This window comes from Corynebacterium afermentans subsp. lipophilum (assembly GCF_030408375.1).
Lineage (GTDB): Bacteria > Actinomycetota > Actinomycetes > Mycobacteriales > Mycobacteriaceae > Corynebacterium > Corynebacterium lipophilum.
On record NZ_CP046530.1, the window covers coordinates 1,470,925 to 1,489,584 of the forward strand.

The 18,660-nt window shown below is 66.5% G+C and carries 14 protein-coding genes; 1 reads left to right on the plus strand and 13 read right to left on the minus strand.

All coding sequences use genetic code 11. The annotated features are described in order from the left end of the window. Positions 1–161 precede the first annotated feature (161 nt). From CAFEL_RS07060 to rpsP, 9 genes are all read right to left on the minus strand, one after another. A complete protein-coding gene (locus CAFEL_RS07060; RefSeq protein WP_034998651.1) occupies positions 162–467 on the minus strand; it encodes a DUF2469 domain-containing protein in 306 nt (101 codons plus the stop codon). Beyond that, a complete protein-coding gene (locus tag CAFEL_RS07065; protein ID WP_194559487.1) occupies positions 464–1,120 on the minus strand; it encodes a ribonuclease HII in 657 nt (218 codons plus the stop codon). Before CAFEL_RS07065 ends, CAFEL_RS07060 begins: the two co-directional genes overlap by 4 nt. Positions 1,121–1,124: 4 nt before the next feature. Beyond that, the gene (gene lepB, locus CAFEL_RS07070) at positions 1,125–1,859 is read right to left on the minus strand and encodes a signal peptidase I (protein WP_290172391.1); all 735 of its coding nucleotides are present in this window, start codon (positions 1,857–1,859) and stop codon (positions 1,125–1,127) included. A gap of 186 nt (positions 1,860–2,045) precedes the next feature. Continuing rightward, on the minus strand, positions 2,046–2,393 hold the full coding sequence (rplS, locus tag CAFEL_RS07075; RefSeq protein ID WP_194559489.1) for a 50S ribosomal protein L19: 348 nt from the start codon (positions 2,391–2,393) through the stop codon (positions 2,046–2,048). A gap of 114 nt (positions 2,394–2,507) precedes the next feature. Continuing rightward, positions 2,508–4,796, minus strand: a complete 2,289-nt coding sequence (locus tag CAFEL_RS07080) for a Tex family protein (protein ID WP_194559490.1) — start codon at positions 4,794–4,796, stop codon at positions 2,508–2,510. Between the two features lie 36 nt (positions 4,797–4,832). Beyond that, on the minus strand, positions 4,833–6,218 hold the full coding sequence (locus CAFEL_RS07085) for an anaerobic C4-dicarboxylate transporter (RefSeq protein ID WP_194559491.1): 1,386 nt from the start codon (positions 6,216–6,218) through the stop codon (positions 4,833–4,835). Between the two features lie 95 nt (positions 6,219–6,313). After that, positions 6,314–7,369, minus strand: coding sequence for a tRNA (guanosine(37)-N1)-methyltransferase TrmD (gene trmD / locus CAFEL_RS07090; protein ID WP_394354789.1), 1,056 nt, complete (start codon positions 7,367–7,369; stop codon positions 6,314–6,316). A 1-nt stretch (position 7,370) separates the two neighbouring features. Next, positions 7,371–7,871: a ribosome maturation factor RimM gene (rimM, locus tag CAFEL_RS07095; protein WP_194559493.1), complete on the minus strand. Its 501-nt coding sequence runs from the start codon at positions 7,869–7,871 to the stop codon at positions 7,371–7,373. A 280-nt stretch (positions 7,872–8,151) separates the two neighbouring features. Then, complete coding sequence (rpsP, locus tag CAFEL_RS07100; protein WP_194559494.1) at positions 8,152–8,670, minus strand: 30S ribosomal protein S16; 519 nt, start codon at positions 8,668–8,670, stop codon at positions 8,152–8,154. A 372-nt stretch (positions 8,671–9,042) separates the two neighbouring features. Between rpsP and CAFEL_RS07105 the strand changes: the two genes are divergently transcribed. Further along, positions 9,043–11,196 (plus strand): acyltransferase family protein, encoded by a 2,154-nt coding sequence (locus tag CAFEL_RS07105; RefSeq protein WP_228496175.1) that lies wholly within the window; start codon positions 9,043–9,045, stop codon positions 11,194–11,196. A gap of 211 nt (positions 11,197–11,407) precedes the next feature. Here CAFEL_RS07105 and ffh read toward each other — a convergent pair whose 3' ends face one another. The 4 genes from ffh to smc all read right to left on the minus strand — a co-directional run bounded on the left by ffh (position 11,408) and on the right by smc (position 18,644). Next, positions 11,408–13,027, minus strand: a complete 1,620-nt coding sequence (gene ffh, locus CAFEL_RS07110; RefSeq protein ID WP_194559495.1) for a signal recognition particle protein — start codon at positions 13,025–13,027, stop codon at positions 11,408–11,410. Between the two features lie 122 nt (positions 13,028–13,149). Beyond that, a complete protein-coding gene (ftsY, locus tag CAFEL_RS07115; protein ID WP_194559496.1) occupies positions 13,150–14,757 on the minus strand; it encodes a signal recognition particle-docking protein FtsY in 1,608 nt (535 codons plus the stop codon). A gap of 56 nt (positions 14,758–14,813) precedes the next feature. Then, the gene (locus CAFEL_RS07120; RefSeq protein ID WP_194559497.1) at positions 14,814–15,155 is read right to left on the minus strand and encodes a hypothetical protein; all 342 of its coding nucleotides are present in this window, start codon (positions 15,153–15,155) and stop codon (positions 14,814–14,816) included. A gap of 30 nt (positions 15,156–15,185) precedes the next feature. Next, on the minus strand, positions 15,186–18,644 hold the full coding sequence (gene smc / locus CAFEL_RS07125) for a chromosome segregation protein SMC (protein WP_194559498.1): 3,459 nt from the start codon (positions 18,642–18,644) through the stop codon (positions 15,186–15,188). Positions 18,645–18,660 lie beyond the last annotated feature (16 nt).

Consider the following 18,660-nt stretch of genomic DNA (forward strand, 5'->3'; position numbering starts at 1 on the left):
CAGCTGCATAGCGGTGGGTGGTGTTCCCTCGTAAAAGTTTATATTCTGCCGAAATCGGCTCTCAGCCACCCACACTTACCGTCGCCTAAACCGGAAACTGTTCACAACCACCTGACGCAAAGCGCGACACGCCGAGTTTTACAAACGGATCGCCGCGAGCACTACTCCGGGAAGGTCAGGTCGGGCTTGTCCAGCTCTTCGATATTGACGTCCTTGTAGGTGATCACGCGCACGTAGCGCACAAAGCGCACCGCGCGGTACATGTCCCACACCCACGCGTCCGACATCAGCACCTCGTAGTAGACGTCGCCGCCGTCGGTGTGCGGGATGAGCTTGACGCCGTTGGCCAGGTAGAACCGACGCTCCGTTTCCACCACGTAGGAGAACTGGCTGGCCACGTCCCGGTACTCGCGGTAGAGGGAAAGCTCGACGTCAGCCTCGTAGTTGTCAAGATCCTCGGCGCTCATGCCTGCCCCTTCTTGCTGGACTGCCAATAGAAGTCGTCAGCGTCCCTGACGTTCGCATAACTATAACGGTGCTCAGGGCTCGCACCGTGGCGGCGCACCGCGTCCATGTGCACCTTTGTCGAATACCCCTTGTGGCCCTCCAAGCCGTACTGGGGAAACGCTTGGGCCATTTCGCATACCAGCCGGTCCCGGCTCACCTTCGCCAGCACACTGGCCGCGGCGATGCAGCGGGCTGTGTAGTCGCCTCCCACCACCGGCAGTTGGGGTGAAGGAAGGCCGGGGATACGGAATGCGTCGATAAGCACGTACCCCGGCTGCACCGAAAGCCCCGCTATGGCGCGTCGCGCGCCGTCGATGTTGGCGTGCTGGATCCCGCGGCGGTCAATCTCAGCCGCGGAGATGTGCACCACCGAGTACGCCACCGCGACGTCCTTGACCGCGTCGAAGAGCACGTCGCGTTTGCGGGCGGTGAGCTTCTTGGAGTCCGTCAGCCCCTCCAGCGACGACTGCGGTGCTGTCGGCAGCACGCACGCCGCGATGGTGATGGGGCCGAAACACGCCCCGCGGCCGGCCTCGTCCACCCCCGCCACCGGGCCGAAGCCCGCCTTATCCAAAGCGACCTCGTAGGTGCGCAGCTGCTTTAAGCGCCGCACTGGCCTACTGCTGGATGTCCGGGTCGCTCACGCCCTGCATGCGGTTGATCGGGAAAACCACAGCCTCGACCTTGCCGCGGATGTTTTCTTCCGGGATGGTGCCCTGGAACTGGTCGCCCATGTGCGCGCGGGAGTCCAGGGAGTTGGTGCGGTTATCGCCCATCATGAAGTAGTTGCCCTCCGGCACCGTCACCGGGCCGAAGAAGGGCCCGCCGCACGCGTCGGAACCCGTGGATTGATCCACCGGGTAGAAGTTCGGCTGCAGGGTGTAGGACTGGTCGATCGGCTTGCCGTCCACCATGATCGCCGGGTCCCCCGCCTGGCAGGACACCGTCTGCCCGCCGGTGGCGATGATGCGCTTGACCAGAGTGTTCTCGTCCTTCGGCACCAGCCCCACCCAAGAGCCGACCTCCTGCATCCCGCGGATAACCGGGTTGGAGGAACGGTTGGAGTCAAAGCCCGTGTTCCAGGAATCGGTGCCGGCGAAAACGATCACGTCGCCCGGCTCCGGGTCGGAGAAGTAGTAGCTGACCTTCTCCACGAAGATGCGGTCGCCGGAGCCGGCTTCGCCGTGCAGCGTGGGCTCCATGGAGGCGGACGGGATGACGTAGAGGCGGCCGATAAACGTCTGGATCACGAACATGATCAGCAGCGTCAGCACCACCACGACCGGGATTTCCACGTACCAGGGAAGCTCCTTTTTCTCCTCTGGCTCGTCCGCGGCCGGCTGCTGCGCCACCGGGGCCGCGTCACGGCGCGGCTCGGCGGCGTAGGGGTTGTGGGGCTGTGCGGGCTTCGGTGCGGAAGGCTCGCCTGCGGGTCCGTTCACGTTGGTCACCCGGGATACGTTAGCACCGCGGGAGCCGTCGACAAGCAAAGTGCCCCGCCCGAGCGAACTCGGACGGGGCACTCTAGCGCGCTGAAACTAGCGGCGCTCCTTGATGCGGGCAGCCTTGCCGCGCAGGTCGCGCATGTAGTACAGCTTGGCGCGGCGGACGTCGCCCTTGCGCACAACCTCGATCTTCTCGATGTTCGGGGAGTGCACCGGGAAGGTACGCTCAACCGCGATACCGAAGGAAACCTTGCGCACGGTGAAGGTCTCACGGATGCCGTCGCCCTGGCGGCGGACCACAAAGCCGGTGAAGACCTGGGTACGGGTCACAGAACCCTCGATAACCTTGACGTGGACGTCGAGGGTGTCGCCCGGGCGGAAGTCCGGGATGTCGTCGCGCAGCTGGCCTGCGTCGACAAGATCAATGATGCCGTTGCTCATGAAAGCAATCCTTTACGTGTTCGGACAGAGGACCCTGGCGGCACTTCCCCATCTGGGGCGCTCGGCCGGTTCATGTCGATTACAAGAACCTGCAGCATTTTACATATGCGCCGGTCACTTCCCAAATCCTGCGCGCTTCAGCGCGTCGGCCATCGAGCCGGATGCTTCTCGACGTCCCTCCGGTCGACCCCGCTTCCGGCCCCCTCCCGCCTTTTGGGTGCCCCGCTGGCGGGCCTTCTTTTGTGCTGGCTGGCCCGGTTCGTCGTCGAGCCTGAGGCTCAACCCGATGCGGTTGCGGGCGACGTCGACGTCCATGACCTTGACTTTCACCACCTCGCCGGAGCGCACCACCTCGTGCGGGTCCGAGACGAACTTGTGGCTCATAGCGGAGACATGGACCAGGCCGTCCTGGTGCACCCCCACGTCCACGAACGCGCCGAAGGCGGCGACGTTGGTCACCGTGCCCTCCAAGACCATGCCTGGTTTGAGGTCTTTGACCTCGTTGACGCCTTCCTTGAACTCGGCAGTCTTGAACTCCGGGCGCGGGTCGCGGCCGGGCTTGTCCAGCTCGGCGAGGATGTCGGTGACGGTGGGCACGCCGAACTGCTCGTCGGCGAAATCAGCCGGCGCGAGCTTGGTCAGCACGGCGGTGTTGCCGATGAGCTGCTCGGTGCTCAGGCCCGTGGCCTGGGCGACGCGCTCGACCACCGGATAGGCCTCCGGGTGCACCGCGGAGCCGTCCAGCGGGTTGGTCCCACCCTGGATGCGCAGGAAGCCGGCGGCCTGCTCGAACGCCTTCGGGCCCAGGCGCGGCACCTTGCCCAACTCCTTGCGGGTGGTGAACCGGCCGTGTTCGTCGCGGTAGGCCACGATGTTCTTCGCCACCGTGCCCGACAGGCCGGCAACGCGCTCGAGCAGCGGCGCCGACGCGGTGTTCACGTCCACGCCGACGGAGTTCACCGCGTCCTCCACCACCGCGTTCAGTGTCTGTGCGAGCGCGGTCTGGTTCACGTCGTGCTGGTACTGGCCCACGCCGATGGACTTCGGGTCCACCTTGACCAGCTCCGCCAACGGATCCTGCAGTCGGCGGGCGATGGATACGGCAGAGCGCAGGGAGACGTCCATGTCCGGGAACTCCTCCGCCGCGATCTGGCTGGCGGAGTACACCGACGCACCAGACTCGGACACCACCACCGGGGTGGGTCGCTTCCCGCCCGCCTGCGCGATCAGGTCCGCCACCTCTCCCGCGAGCTTTTCGGACTCGCGCGACGCCGTGCCGTTGCCCACGGCGATGAGCTCCACGCCGTGCTGCGCGGCCAGCGACGCCAGCTCAGCGCGCGAGGCGTCCCAGCGGTTCTGCGGCTGGTGCGGGTAGACAATCGTGGTGGCAAGGACCTTGCCGGTCTCGTCCACCACGGCGCACTTCACGCCGTTGCGGTAGCCCGGGTCCAGCGCCAGCGTGGCGCGCTGGCCGGCGGGCGCGGCGAGCAGCACGTCGCGCAGGTTTGTCTTGAACACCTGCAGCGCGCCCTCCTCTGCTTTCTCCTTCAACCGCATGCGGGTATCCAGGTTCGCGGAGACCTGCAGCTTGGTGCGCCAGCCCCAGCGCACCGCCTTTGCCAGCCACTCGGAATCTTTCACCGGCAGGTCGAAGCGCTCGGCGATCATGCCTTCGTACACGGCCTCCTCGCCCGGGTCCATGTCGATGGTGAGCACGCCCTCGGCCTCGCCGCGCAACAGCGCCAGGACCCGGTGGCTCGGCAGTTTCTCAAACGGCTCGGAGAACTCGAAGTAGTCCGCGAACTTCGCGCCCTCGGTTTCTTTGCCCTCCACCACGGCGGAGCGCATGGTGCCCTGGCTATACACGCGGTCGCGCACCTCGCCGACTAAGTCCGCGTCCGTGGCGAAGCGGTCCACCAGGATGGCGCGGGCGCCTTCGAGCGCGGACTTCGCATCCGGGAACCCCTCCGAGAGGTGGGCCTCGGCCAGGGTTTCGGGGTCGGCCGAAGGGTCGTCGATAAGCTGCTGCTCCAACTCCTCAAGCCCCGCCTCGCGCGCGATGTCCGCCTTGGTCTTGCGGCGCTTCTTGTACGGCAGGTAGAGATCTTCGACGCGCGCCTTCGTGTCCGCGCTAAGGATCGCCTGCCTTAGCTCGTCGGTGAGTTTGCCCTGCTCGTCGATGCTTTCCAGCACCGCCGTTTTGCGCTCGGCGAGTTCGAGCAGGTAGGTGTTGCGCTCCTCGATGTGGCGCAGCTGCGCGTCGTCGAGGCCGCCCGTGGCCTCCTTGCGGTAGCGGGCGATGAACGGGACGGTGTTGCCCTCGGCGAGCAGTTTCAGCGCCTGCTCGACCTGGTTGTCCCGCACATTGATTTCGTTCGCGATGGTGGCTGCGATTGATGTCATTCGGGCGAGTCTAGTCGCGCCCGTTTCGCGCGAGTTTTACAGCAGCACCTGCGCTAGAAGCGAGCCCACCACGCACGAGGTGAACACGGAGATCGCGCCCGGGATGAGGAACGAGTGGTTCACCACGAACTTGCCAATGCGCGTGGTGCCGGTGCGGTCGAAGCCGATGCAGGCCAAATCGGACGGGTAGGTGGGCAGAATCCAGTAGCCGTACGCGGCACCGTAGAAGCCGACGATGACCTTCGGGTCGATGCCCAGCGCCAGGCCAATCGGGGCGATCGCGACCAGTGCCGCGGCCTGCGAGTTGACCAGCTTAGACACGATGAGCAGCACGATCGCGTACGCCCACGGCGCGGCCTCCACGACGGAGCCCAGGCTTTCCTCGAGCTGGTCGATGTGCGCGGCGAAAAACGTGTCCGCCATCCATGCCACACCGAAGACGGAGAACACCGCCGTCATGCCGGCCTTAAACACCGGAGTCGAGGCGATCTTCTTGTGGTCCACCTTGCAAAACAGCAGGATGATCGCGCCGGCGAAGAGCATCACCATCTGGATGGCCAGGTTCATCGACAGCGGCTTGACCCCGCCCTCGCCGTCGTCGAACGCGGGGCGCAGGCCCTCGAACGCGCCGAGCACCACCACGAACGCGATGGCGCCGAGGAAGACCCAGACGGCGTTGCGGGCGGACTTGGGAAAGACCTCGTCCAGCAGCGAGTGGCTGGACTTGTTGATGGATTCCGCAAACGCCGGATCCTGCATGCGTTCCTGGAACGCTGGGTCCTTGTCCAGATCTTTGCCGCGGCGCAGCGACCACAGCGCGGCCAGGACAACGCCGGACAGCGACGCCGGGATGGCCACCATGAGGATCTGCGGGATGGAGTACGCCTTGTCAATCACCCCGGCGTTTTCCGCCAGGATCGACGCGAGCGAGACCGTCGCCACCGACACCGGCGAGGCGGTGATCCCCATCTGCGCGGACGTGGACGCCACGGCCATGGGGCGCTCCGGGCGGATGCCCTTTTTCACCGCGATGTCCTCGATGATGGGGAACATGGTGTAGACCACGTGCCCGGTGCCGCACAGCACCGTCAGGAACCAGGTGGTTAGTGGCGCGAGGATAGTGATTCGCTCTGGGTGGGCGCGCAGCAGCTTCTCCGCCTGCTGCATCATCACCTCAAGGCCGCGCGATTGCTGCAGCGTGGCCGCACACCCGATCACGGCGATGATGGTGAGCATCACGCCGACGGGCGGTTCGCCCGGCTCGAGGCCGAAGACGAACACCATGAGCATCAAACCGATGCCGGAGATCAGGCCGAGGCCGAGCCCGCCGTAGCGGGTGCCCAGCAGCAGTGCGCCGAGGATGATCAGGATTTGCAGGACGATGGCGACCGCGGATGTTGGGTCAAGCACTGACGCGAGCATGGGTGTCCTTTCTTACGCGTGTAACGCACCCAAGTGTATTGCCCGATTGGTCAGACCTTTAAATTTCCAGAGGGTGATGTTGCCCACCAGATAAGCTAAACCTCTACAGTCCCACCGGACTGATAAGCTCCAGTTGGCAGCGCCTTTTCCACCGCACGCGTCGCCTCATCGAGCGCGAGCGCGGTGCGCCCGGCGACGGTGAGCGTGGTTCCATCCAGGGTGATCTCGGGGTCGCGGTAGCCAGCCTTCTTCAAGGCCCTGCGCAATTGCTTCACGACGACCCGCGCCGCCCCGTCCACCTCCACCGTCGAGACCACGTCGCGCGCGTCCAACATGAACCGGTCGTCCTCGCTCAGCGGTGTCTGCTCCAACAGCTCGGGGCGCACCTCGCGGGTGCGCTTCAGCGACTGCTCGCGGCGCCAGGCCTCGACCTTGGCGTGATCGCCGGAGGTGAGCACCGCCGGCGCCTCAAGCCCGCGCCACACACGCGGTTTGGTGTAGCTCGGGCCCTCGAGCAGACCGTCGGAGAAGCTGTCGTCCTCATGGCTTTCAGTGTTGCCCAGCACGCCCGGGATCAAGCGCGTGACCGCCTCAGCGATGACCAGCACGGCAACCTCACCGCCAATCAGCACATAGTCGCCGATGGACACCTCGCGCACCCGGTAGCGCTTCTTCGCGTCCTCGAAAACGCGCTGGTCGATGCCCTCGTAGCGCCCGCAAGCGAACACGATGTGCTCCTCGCGCGACCACGCCTGCGCGTCCTGCTGCGTGAACGGCTTGCCGGCCGGGGTGGGCACCAGCAGCAGCGGCTTGGTGCTGTCCTCGCCACCTTTGTACGGACGGGGTGCGACCTCGTGCACGTCGTCGTGGCGCAGCTTGTCGTTGCGGTGCGCGGCGGCGGTGTCGAGGGATGTTCCAGGGCGGCCCTCGGCGACGTCGTCAAGCGCAGCCCCCCACACCTCCGGCTTCATCACCATGCCCGGTCCCCCACCCAGCGGCGGGGCGTCCACAGACTTGTGGTTACCGGTGGCCCAATCGCGCAGATCGTGCACACCCACCGACAAAATTCCCTGCTCAATCGCCTTGCCCAGCAGCGCGTGGCGAAGCGGATCGAGGTACTCGGGGAAGATGGTGACAACGTCTAAGCGCAAGTTAGACATCCAGCAGGCCCTCGGGCGGGGTGATGGTGAGGTATCCCGTATCCGTGTCGAGCTCCGGGACGAAGTCCATCACGAACGGGACCATGACGTCCTTGCCCTTGTAATCGATCTCCAGGATCTTCCGGTTCGGCGCATCCATCACGCCGGTGACCTCGCCGACCTCATCGCCGTCGTGCCGCACCTTCAGGCCGATAAGCTCGTGGTTGTAGTACCCGTCCGAGTCCTCTTCACGCTCCAGCGGCTCGGCGAAGAACTTCATGCCGCGCAGGCTGTCAGCGGCAGTGCGGTCCGGCACCTCCTCGAAGCTGACCAACAAGCGCTTCTGGTGCGGCCGCACCGTCCTGACGGTCAGCTCCCGCTCCTTGCCCGCCTGGCGGCCAGTCAGCACAGCGCCGACGACGATGTGCTCCTCCGACTCATCCGCCAGCAACTCGACGGCAACCTCACCTTTCACGCCGTGGGACTTGACCACGCGGCCGATCTGCAGCTCCATGGGAGATTACGGTAGCAGGCCGCCGGTTCTCCGAACGTTCTTGGCTGCGCCACCTCCCCCTTGCGCCGCCTACGCAGACCCTGGGAGGCTCATCCTGGGAATGGCCGATTTTTGCGCGAACCCAGGCCCTGGATCCCAGGGTTTGCGTGCGGCCGGTCCGTCAAGCGGCTGACTGGCACGGGGCAAGGCGGTGTGAATTTCGCCGGCCCCCACCAACACGAAACCCCCGTTCCGCGCGCGGTGTGCGGCAACGGGGGTTTCGTCGAGAAGCGAAGAGTGCTTAGTTCTCCTCGGCTTCAGCGTCCTCGGAAGCCTCGGACTCAGCCTCAGCGGACTCGCCCTCAGCTTCAGCAGCCTCAGCCTCGGCAGCAGCGGCGGCCTCAGCGGCCTCCTTTGCCTCAGCCTCTTCCTTGGCCTTCTTGCGCTTCTCGGTGATTGCCTCGGCGGTCGGGCCGTTCTTGGCCTCCTCGAGCGCCTGGTTGAACAGGTCGAGCTTGGACGGCTTCTCCTCGGCGTTCTTGAGGGTGCCCTCAGCGCCGTCGAGGCCCTTGTGCTTCTGCCAGTCGCCGGTCACCTTCAGCAGCGCCATCACCGGCTCGGTCGGCTGTGCGCCGACACCCAGCCAGTACTGAGCGCGCTCGGAATCGATGCGGATGAGCGACGGCTCTTCCTTCGGGTGGTAGATGCCGATGTTCTCGATGACGGCACCGTCGCGGCGGGTGCGGGCATCAGCGATGACGACGCGGTACTGCGCGTTGCGGATCTTGCCAACGCGCTGCAGCTTGATCTTTACAGCCATGGTGTACTTCCTTGTAGGTCACTGGGCAGTGCAGACACTCGCCACTTATCGACGAGCCGGTTCAACCCTTCTTATTTACCCTGCGCGTGCCTGGCCGGGCGACCTGCCTCGCTTATGGGGCGAGGTACAAGACGGATCCGGCGCGTACGCAGTTATGGACTTGTCGTGCCTGGCGCGCATGCACGCCGGACAACCCGTGACACTTTACGCGCGCTTTCCCCAGGTTCCAAAACACGCGTCCGGTTTTAGCCTTCCGCATCCGCGCGAGTCTGGTTCGGTCCCGCGCGTTGGGGGCGGTATTGTCCTTAACCGCTTGTGACGATAGACGGCACAGCGCAGCGAGACACACGGCAAGACGGGTTGGAGAAACGGTTGAGTACGACGGCAGGGCACCCACCACAGCCGACGAAAGGCTCCACCGCATACCGCGTCGACCTGGACGGGCTGCGCGGGTTCGCCATCGCGCTCGTGGTGCTCTTCCACGTGTTTGTCGGCCGCGTCTCCGGTGGTGTGGATGTCTTCCTGCTGCTGTCCGGCTACTTCTTCCTTGGCGGCCAGCTTCGCTACGCGCTGCGCCCGAACCCGAACCTGAATCCGTGGTGGCCGTTGTGGCGCACCATCCGCAGGTTGGTGCCAGCGCTCGCGCTTGTGGTGGTCGTGGTCGTCGGCCTGGTCATGGCGTTCACCCCGGAGCTGATGGGCGTGGAGCTTTCCCGCCAGGTCACCGCGTCGATGCTGTACTTCCAGAACTGGGAGCTGATGGCGCAGAACGCGGATTACGCCGCGGCCAGCCAGGAGACCTCTCCCCTGCAGCACCTGTGGTCCATGTCCGTGCAGGGGCAGTTCTATGTCTTCGGCATTCTTCTGGGCTGGGTCGTCGCCGTGGCCGTCGTGAAGCTGCGTGCGAAGCCTGAACACGCCCGACTCGCCGCCATTGCGCTGCTTGCGGTGATCACCGTGGCATCGTTCGCCTGGGCCTCCCGCTTCGGGCTGGAAGGCACCGGCGAGAACTACTACTCCACGTTCTCCCGCGCGTGGGAGCTCTCCCTCGGCGCGCTGCTCGCATTCGTGCCGGCGCATCGGTTCCTGCCGCAAGCCACCGCATGGCTCACCGCGCTTCTGGGCGTGGCACTCATCGCCGTCACGGGCTTTATCGTGCCCACCTCGCTGGCCTTCCCTGGACCCGTCGCCCTGATCCCACTGACCGGCGCGGCGTTGGTGATTCTCTCCGGAAACGCCAACGGTGTCTCCAAGGTGCTCGCCTCCGCCCCGATGACCTGGCTGGGCAGCGTGGCCTACTCGCTGTACCTGTGGCACTGGCCGCTGTTGATCATCGTCACCGTCATCGGCGGCTACGACACCCCGCCGGCCTGGCTGGGCGCGCTGGTCATCCTGGTGTCGCTGTGCCTGGCGCACGTCACCCACACGCTCGTGGAGGACCCGCTGCGCCAGCACCGCCCGCGCCCGCGTGGCGACGACGATCCGGTGGCGGCCGCGAGGGCGTCGCTACGCACCTTGCCCGGCGTCGCGCGTGCGGTAGGCGGCGTACTGGCCGCAGCGCTGTTCGCCGTCGCACTGGCCGTGCAACCGTACTGGGACAAGCAGGTGGACAGCGCAGAAGAAGCGCTCGACCCGGTCAACTACCCCGGTGCCCGCGCCATCCAGGGCGCGCAGGTGCCGGATGTGAAGCCGCAGCCGGACCCGAGCCTCATCGCCGGCGTGTTCCCGCCCATCGGTCTCGACGACTGCATGATTTTCCTCCCAGAAGCCCCCGACGCCATGCCCGGCCCAGACTGCACCTACGGCGACCTGGAGGCGGAAACCACGATCGTGCTCGCCGGCGGCTCCCACATCGAGCCGTTCATCGTCCCCCTGGACAAACTGGGCAAGGAACACCACTTCAAGGTCGCCACCTTCGTGCGCCAGGAGTGCCCGCTGGTGATCGGCGGCCCGCTGGACCCCGCCAACGACATCGTCTCCCCCGAGTGCGCCGAGTGGGGCGAAAACGCGATGCAGGAGATCATCAACCTGCAGCCCGACCTGTTCATCTCCACCTCCACCCGCCCCGCGGGCCACGCCGGCGACGGCCGCGTCTCCGCCGACTACGTGCCCGACGCCTACGCCAACCTCTGGCAGCGCCTTGCCGAGCTGGGCATCCCGTTCGTCGGCCTGCGCGACAACCCGTGGATGTTCACCCCCACCGGCGAGCCAATGGACCCGAATCTCTGCGTCGTCGCGGGCCACTCCGAGCACGCCTGCTCCATGGCCGCGGACATGGTCTACGCCCCCGAGGACCCGGCGGCGTACTTCCTCGACGGCGCCTTCGCCCAGTGGGAAATCGACACCGCCGGCTGGTACTGCGTTGACAGCCTTTGCCCGCCGCAGATCGGCAACGTGTACATCTACCGCGACCAGAACCACATCTCCAACGCCTATGCCGAATCCCTGACACCGGTGTTGTGGGAGCGTCTCGCGCCGATCTTCGAGGAGCTTTCGCTTATCGACGCCCCTCCGGCCACCCCGTAGCCCCCTCCCCTAACCATCCTCTCTTGCCCCCGCAGACCCTGGGATCCAAACCCTGGCAATGCGCGATTTTGTGCCGTTCCCAGGATTAGGATCCCAGGGTCTGTGTCGTGGGGTCTCCGCGCAAGGACCCATACGCGCCAGAAACCCCGAGAATGCGCCGCGCCGAAATCGCGCTTTCTCGGGGTTTCTTGACTTGGGGTTGGCGGGCGAGCTAGAAGAACTTGCCCTTCTGCATGCGCTTCATCGCCTCGTCGAAGTCCAGGTTGTTCAGGTCCATGCCCTGCATGCCTGCGGGCAGCTGCTCCTGGAGCTTTTCCAGCTCCTTCGGATCCGGCATTCCCGGCATGCCGCCGCCCATTCCCGGCATGCCCGGCATCTTGGGCATGCCGCCTCCACGCTTCGGCGCCTTACGCTTGCCGTTCTTGCCCTTTCGGCCCTTCGGCTTCTTCTTCGTGGCGGAGCGGCCGCCGCCCATGCCAGGCATGCCCGGCAGGCCGAACTGGCTGGCCATCTGCCCCATCATCTTCTTGGCCTCGAAGAAGCGGTCGACGAGCTGGTTGACGTCGGAGACTTTGACGCCGGAGCCGTTGGCAATGCGCTTGCGTCGAGAGGCATTGAGGATCTTCGGGTCCTGGCGCTCCTCGGGCGTCATGCCGCGGATAATGGCCTGGATGCGGTCGAGCTGCTTCTCGTCGACCATGTCGGCCATCTGGTTCATCTGCTTGCCGCCCGGCATCATCTTCAGCAGGTTGCCGATCGGCCCCATGCGGCGGATCATCAGCAGCTGGTCCAGGAAGTCCTCGAGGGTCAGCTCGCCGGAGGTGAGCTTGTTGGCGGCGGCCTCGGCGTCCTGCTCGTTGTAGGTCGCCTCGGCCTGCTCGATCAGGGAGAGCAAATCGCCCATGCCGAGGATTCGGCTGGACATGCGCTCCGGGTGGAAGACGTCGAAGTCCTCGAGCTTCTCGCCTGTGGAGGCAAACAGGATCGGCTTGCCGGTGACTTCACGGATGGACAGGGCTGCACCGCCGCGGGCGTCGCCGTCGAGCTTCGTCAGCACCACGCCGGTGAAGTCCACGCCCTGGGCGAACGCCTCGGCGGTCTTCACTGCGTCCTGGCCGATCATGGCGTCAATGACGAAGAGGACTTCATCGGGGTTGACGGCGTCGCGGATGTTGCGCGCCTGGGTCATCAGCGTCTCGTCGATGCCGAGGCGGCCGGCGGTATCGATGATGACCACGTCGTTCTTCTGCTGTTTGGCGTGCTCGATGCCCTGCTGCGCCACGGCAACCGGGTCGCCGTGGGAGGTGCCCATCTCGTGCTCGTAGGAATCCAGGGAGGTGCCCGGGTCCGGGGCGAAGGTGGGCACGCCAGCGCGCTCGCCGACGATCTGCAGCTGCTGCACCGCGCCCGGGCGCTGCAGGTCGCAGGCCACCAGCATTGGGGTGTGGCCCTGCTTGGCCAGGTGGTTGGCCAGCTTGCCGGCCAACGTGGTCTTACCGGCACCCTGCAGACCGGCCAGCATGATCACAGTCGGCGGGTTCTTCGCCATGTTGAGCCGGCGCGTTTCGCCGCCGAGGATATTGGTCAGCTCCTCGTCGACGATCTTGATCACCTGCTGCGCAGGGTTCAGCGCCGCGGACACATCTGCGCCGAGCGCGCGCTCCTTGACGCGCTTGATAAACGCGCGCACGACTGTGAGTGAGACGTCCGCCTCGAGCAGGGCGAGACGGATCTCGCGCGCGGTGGCGTTGATGTCTTCCTCGGTGAGCTTGCCCTTGCCGCGCAGGCCGCCGAGGGCTGATTGGAGGCGGTCGGACAGTGACTCGAACACGGTGTGCACGCTCCCTTGTGCTGCTAGCGGAAAATAATCCCCACAAGACTAGCGCGCGCCCCGGGCGATGGGCACATCACTGTGCTGTCGCCGGGGGCGCGGAGGCGCTAATAGGCAAATGCTTAGCCGAGCAACGCGTCGACGAAGCTTTCCACCTCAAACGGCGCGAGGTCGTCGGCGCCCTCGCCGAGGCCGACGAGCTTGACGGGCACGCCGAGCTCTTCCTGCACCTGGAAGACGATGCCGCCCTTCGCGGTTCCGTCCAGCTTGGTTAGCACCACGCCGGTGATGTCCACGACCTCGCGGAACACGCGCGCCTGCATGATGCCGTTCTGGCCGACGGTGGCATCCAGCACCAGCAGGACCTCGTCGACGTTGCTCTTCTTTTCGACCACGCGCTTGACCTTGCCCAGCTGGTCCATCAGGCCGGTGGAGGTGTGCAGGCGGCCCGCGGTGTCCACGAGCACAACGTCCGCACCCTCGGCGACACCGGTAGCCACCGCGTCGAAGGCGACGGACGCCGGGTCCGCGCCCTCCTTACCGCGCACGGTGGAGGCGCCGACACGCTTGCCCCAGGTCTCCAGCTGGTCGGCGGCGGCCGCGCGGAAGGTATCTGCCGCGCCGAGCACTACGGAGTGGCCCATGGACACCAGCACGCGAGCGAGCTTGCCGGTGGTGGTGGTCTTGCCGGTGCCGTTGACGCCGACGACCAGGATCACGGCGGGTTTGCCGTCGTTCGGCATGGCCTTAATCGAGCGGTCCATCTCGGGGCGCGCGGCCTCGATGAGCGTCTCGCGCAACATTGCGCGGGCCTGGTCCTCGGTCTCCACGCCGCGCTCGGCGATCTTCTCTCGCAGCGAATCGGTGACCTTCATGGTCAGCTCGGCGCCGAGGTCCGCCATGATCAGCGTGTCCTCGATTTCCTCCCAGGCGTCCTCGTCGAGGTCGCCGGCGGTGAGGATGCCCAAAAGGCCCTGTCCGATCGCGTTCTGGGAGCGCGACAGTCGCCCGCGTAGCTTGCCCATGCGGCCGGCGGCCGGCGCAATGTCGTCCAGCGGCTCCTCGGTCGGCGCCTCAACCACCACGGCATCGTCGGAAGCCGCAGCGCCCTCCTGGCGCGCCTCGTCCGCGCTCTCCTGCGCCGCTGCCGCAGCCGCCGCGGCCTCCTCGGCCTCAGCAGTCTGCTTATCGACGGGCTCCGCCTCGACCTCGTCAACCCGCTCCACGGGCTCAGCGGGTTCGACGGGCTGCTCCGGCTCGACCGGTTCGACGGGCTGCTCCTCGGCGACTGGCTCAGCCGGCTCCACCGGCTGCTCAACCGGCTCAGCCGGCTCTGCCTTCGCCGACTCGACGGTTTCGGTGGGCACCCGCGGTTCGTCGTCACGCGAAATTGCGCGTTCGACGACGGTCTCTTCTTCCTCCTGCTTCGGCGGGACAAACGCGGCGGCCTGCGGCTTCGCCTCAGTCTTCGGCTTCTCGCGGCGGACCGGCTCCGGCTGCTTCGGCTGCGCGTCCGCTGGCGCGAAATTGAAGCCGCCCTTGGCCTGGTAGTTGCCCGACTTCTCCTGCTGGGTCAGCTCCTTGGGCTCTTCGACCTTGTCAAAGGAGATGGTCTTCGATTCCCTGCGCTTCTTCCCGGCGACAACAACGCCGATGAGGATCAGCGCAATGACGATGACTGCGAGGACAATCCAAAACGCAGTGCTGTTGACTAAAGCATTGAGATCCATGCGCTCTAGTGTGCCAGCACCGCCGACATCACGCGGGGGCGGGCATCAAGAAGGCCCTAGTGGCCCTTTTGGTAGAGCTCCCCGTCGCCGAGTCCGATCCGCAAATCCCCCTCATCCGTTTGAGTGACCGGCAACCGTGTTTCCGCGCCATCCGCGGTGAAGATGAGGTTATCCTCATCGACGGTGCACGCCTCGTCAGCCTCAACATTTTCGGGCTCGGCGACGTGACGCAGCGTGCAGTCTCCCCCGTCGATGGTGAGGGTACTGGTCAGATTCTCCTCACCAGCTGATTCAACCTTGGTGTAGGTGCCGTCGAGATCCGTTGTAGCGGAGCACCCTCCCGCAAAGAGCGTCAACGCAACAACACCGATAGCCCCAGCAGTACGTAAAGCTAACATTTTCACCTTTTCTCCAACTTTCGGATGATACTACTCGGCGGGAGCTGCCCCCGCAGGCTGCATACGCTGCGAGAGCACGCGGGTGACACCGTCGCCGCGCATGGTCACGCCGTACAGCACGTTCGCGACGTCCATGGTGGGCTTCTGGTGGGTGATCACGATGAGCTGAGAGTCCTGCCGCAGCTCCTCGAGCAGGGCGATGAGGCGGCGGAGGTTGACGTCGTCAAGTGCCGCCTCTACCTCGTCGAGCACGTAAAACGGGCTGGGGCGCGCGCGGAAGATGGCAACTAGGAAGGCGAGCGCCGTCAACGACTTCTCGCCGCCGGAAAGCAAGGACAGACGCTTGACTCGCTTGCCCGGCGGGCGGGCTTCGATCTCGATGCCGGTGGCAAGCATGTCGTCTGGCTCGGTGAGCACGAGGCGCGCCTCGCCGCCCGGGAACAGGGTTTGGAACACGCGCGGGAACTCCGCCTCCACGTCCGCCCAGGCGTCGGTGAACAGCTGCAGGATCTGCGCGTCCACGTCCTCGATCACGCCGGTGAGGTCCTTGCGGGCCTGGATCACGTCGTCGAGCTGCGTGCTCAAAAACGTGTAGCGCTCTTCCAATGCCTTGAACTCCTCCAGCGCCAGCGGATTGACCTTGCCCAGTGCGCGCAGGTCCTTTTCCGCCTGCTTGAGACGCTTCTGCTCGGCGTCGCGGTCGAAGTCCTCGCCCGGGGTGTAGTCCGCGAGCAGGTCGGACACCGCGATGCCCAACGACGAGGTGATGTTGGACTCCGCCTCGTCGATGCGCACCTGCGCCTGCGAGCGCGCAATGTCGGACTGGTGCGCATTGTCCGTCAGCCGCGCGAGCTGCTGGCGGGTGGCGCCCACCTGCTGGCGCGCCTGCTGCACCTTGCCCTGCAGGGAGTTGAGCTGCGCGTTCAGCTCGTCGCGCTGGGCGGTAGCGCGGGCGAGCGCGTCTTCGATGCGGGCTGCCAAGTCGCGCGCATGCTTCTCGACGGCACCGGCCAGCTCCCCTTCCGCCCTCCGGCGAGCCATCGCCGCCTCATGACGGGCCTTCGCCTGCCGCTCCTGCTCCGCCTGCCGGCGAAGCGCGTCGCCCTTGCCGGCCTCGGCTTCCGCGCGCTGCTGCGCCGTACGCGAGGCGAGCGTGGCCTCCATCTCCAAGGACTTGGCGTGGTTGAGCGCGTTTCTTGCCTGGTCGCGCTGCTCCGTCGACGGCTCCTCCGGCGACTCGGCGACGTCCGTGTCCACGCGGGTGAGGCGGTCGCGCGTCTCCTCCAACTCGCTGCGGCGCTGGGCCAAGCGCGCGTCCGCCTCGTTCGCCCGTGCCGCTGCGCGCTCGTGCTCGGACTTGTTCGCCTCGGCCTGTTTGACCAGGCGTGCCATGTCCCGGCGCCAGGATTCGACTTCGGTGTCGTGCTCGCGCAGCGCCGCCTTGGCGGACGCCGCGCTCACGCGGGCCTCGTCGGCGGCGACGGTCGCGCCTTCGAGGGTGCCCGCGAGCTCCTCGAGCAGCTGTTGCGCTTCGGCCAACTCGGACTTCGCGGCCTCGATGCGGGCCGAGACCTCCACCGTGGAGGTCTGCCCCGTGCCGGCGGCGACCCACCCTTCGCCCACGAGCACGCCTGCAGGTGTCACGGCCCGCAGGCGCGGATCCTGCTCCACCACGCTGCGCGCGGCAGCGAGATCATCCGCCACCACCACGTCCGCGAGCAAGCGCGTGACCGGGCCGGTCACAGAGGGGTCAAGTGTGATGTGGTCAAGCAGCCAGTCCACCTCGCCGTCGGTGTCTAAGCGCCAGGTGGACCCGCCGCGCGCGTCCACCACCACGGTGCGCGCGGCCGACTCCAGCGCGCCGACCGCGCCGTCGGAGACCTCACCCGCCAGTGCCTCTGCGTGCTCTCCGAGCGCGGCGGCAAGCGCGCGGTCTAACCCGGGCTCCACGGTGACTAAGCCCGCAAGGGCTGTAAACCCGGAGAGCACGTCTTCTGCGGAGCGCTTCGGCGCCTGCTCCGCCAGCGTGTCAATGCGCGACTGCAGGGTTGCCACGGCGCGCTCGTGCTCGCGCTGCTCGGCCCGCAGCTGGTCCAGGCGCTTGTCCGCGGCGTCGGACTCTGTGTGGGCACGGGCGAATGCGTCGTCGAGAGGCGAGCGCTCCGCCGCAAAGCCTGCGATGCGCTCCTCGACGGACGCGACCTCCCCATCGGCTTCTCGCGCGCGTTGCTTCGTCTCTGCGAGCGTTTCCTCTAAGCGGCGCACCTCATCTACGGCCGCCTCGACGGCCGCTGCCTGAGATTCCTCCTGCGCGATCAGGCGCACGACACCCTCGCGACGGTCCGCGATCGCGCGCACCTGCGCCATGTGCTCGCGCTCGGCGGCGTCGAAGGCTTCCTGGCGCTCGGCAACCTCCTCGCGGATGGTCTCGAGTTTCTCGGCGGCTTCCTCGGCTGCTTCGAGGGCTTCGGCGTAGCGCTCGTCCGCAAGCTGCGCCCGCGCCTCCAGGTCCTCCGGATCCTGGCCGGCATAGGGCGCGAACGAATTGGAACTGCGGGCGCGTTCCGACGCGATGCGCTGGGTCGCGCTCACCCTCTCAGCCAGCGTGGACAGCGCAAACCACAGCTGCTGCGCCTCCTGAGCCTGCGGCTGCAGCTCCTGCTGACGCGCCTCCACGGCCTCCTGCTCCTCCACCGCGGTCTCCAACGTCGCGGTGACGGTCTCCACCTGCTCCGCCAGCATCTCGGCGGCGCGCTCGGCGTCAGCGTACTTCGCGCGCAGCCGCACCACCTGATCGCCGGCGAGCTTGAGCTTCGCGTCGCGCAACTCCGCCTGCACCGCCGCGCCCCGCTTGGCGGCCTCCGCCTGGCGGGCCAGGGGTTTGAGCTGCTTGCCCAGCTCGTCGGTGAGGTCGGTCAGGCGGTCCAGGTTCGCCTGCATGCCGGTGAGCTTGCGCTGCGCCTTCTCCTTGCGGCGGCGGTGCTTGAGCACACCCGCAGCCTCCTCGATGAACGCGCGGCGCTCCTCCGGGCGCGAATCCAGGATCTCGGAGAGCTTGCCCTGGCCGACGATGATGTGCATCTCGCGGCCGATGCCGGAATCGGACAGCAGCTCCTGGATGTCCATCAGGCGCGCCTTGGAGCCGTTGATCTCGTACTCCGAGGCGCCGTCGCGGAACATGCGGCGGGTAATGGCCACATCTGTATAGTCGATGGGCAGGCGCTTGTCCGTGTTGTCGAAGGTGAGCGTGACCTCCGCGCGCCCCAACGGCTTGCGGCCGCCCGCGCCGGCGAAGATGACGTCTTCCATCTTCCCGCCGCGCAGGTTCTTCGCGCCCTGCTCGCCCATCACCCACGCGAGCGCATCCACCACGTTGGATTTGCCGGAGCCGTTCGGCCCCACCACGGCACAGATGCCGGGCTCGAATTTCATCGTCGTCGCCGACGCGAAGGACTTGAATCCTTTGAGCGTCAGCGATTTCAGGTGCATTTTGTGGATGTTACCG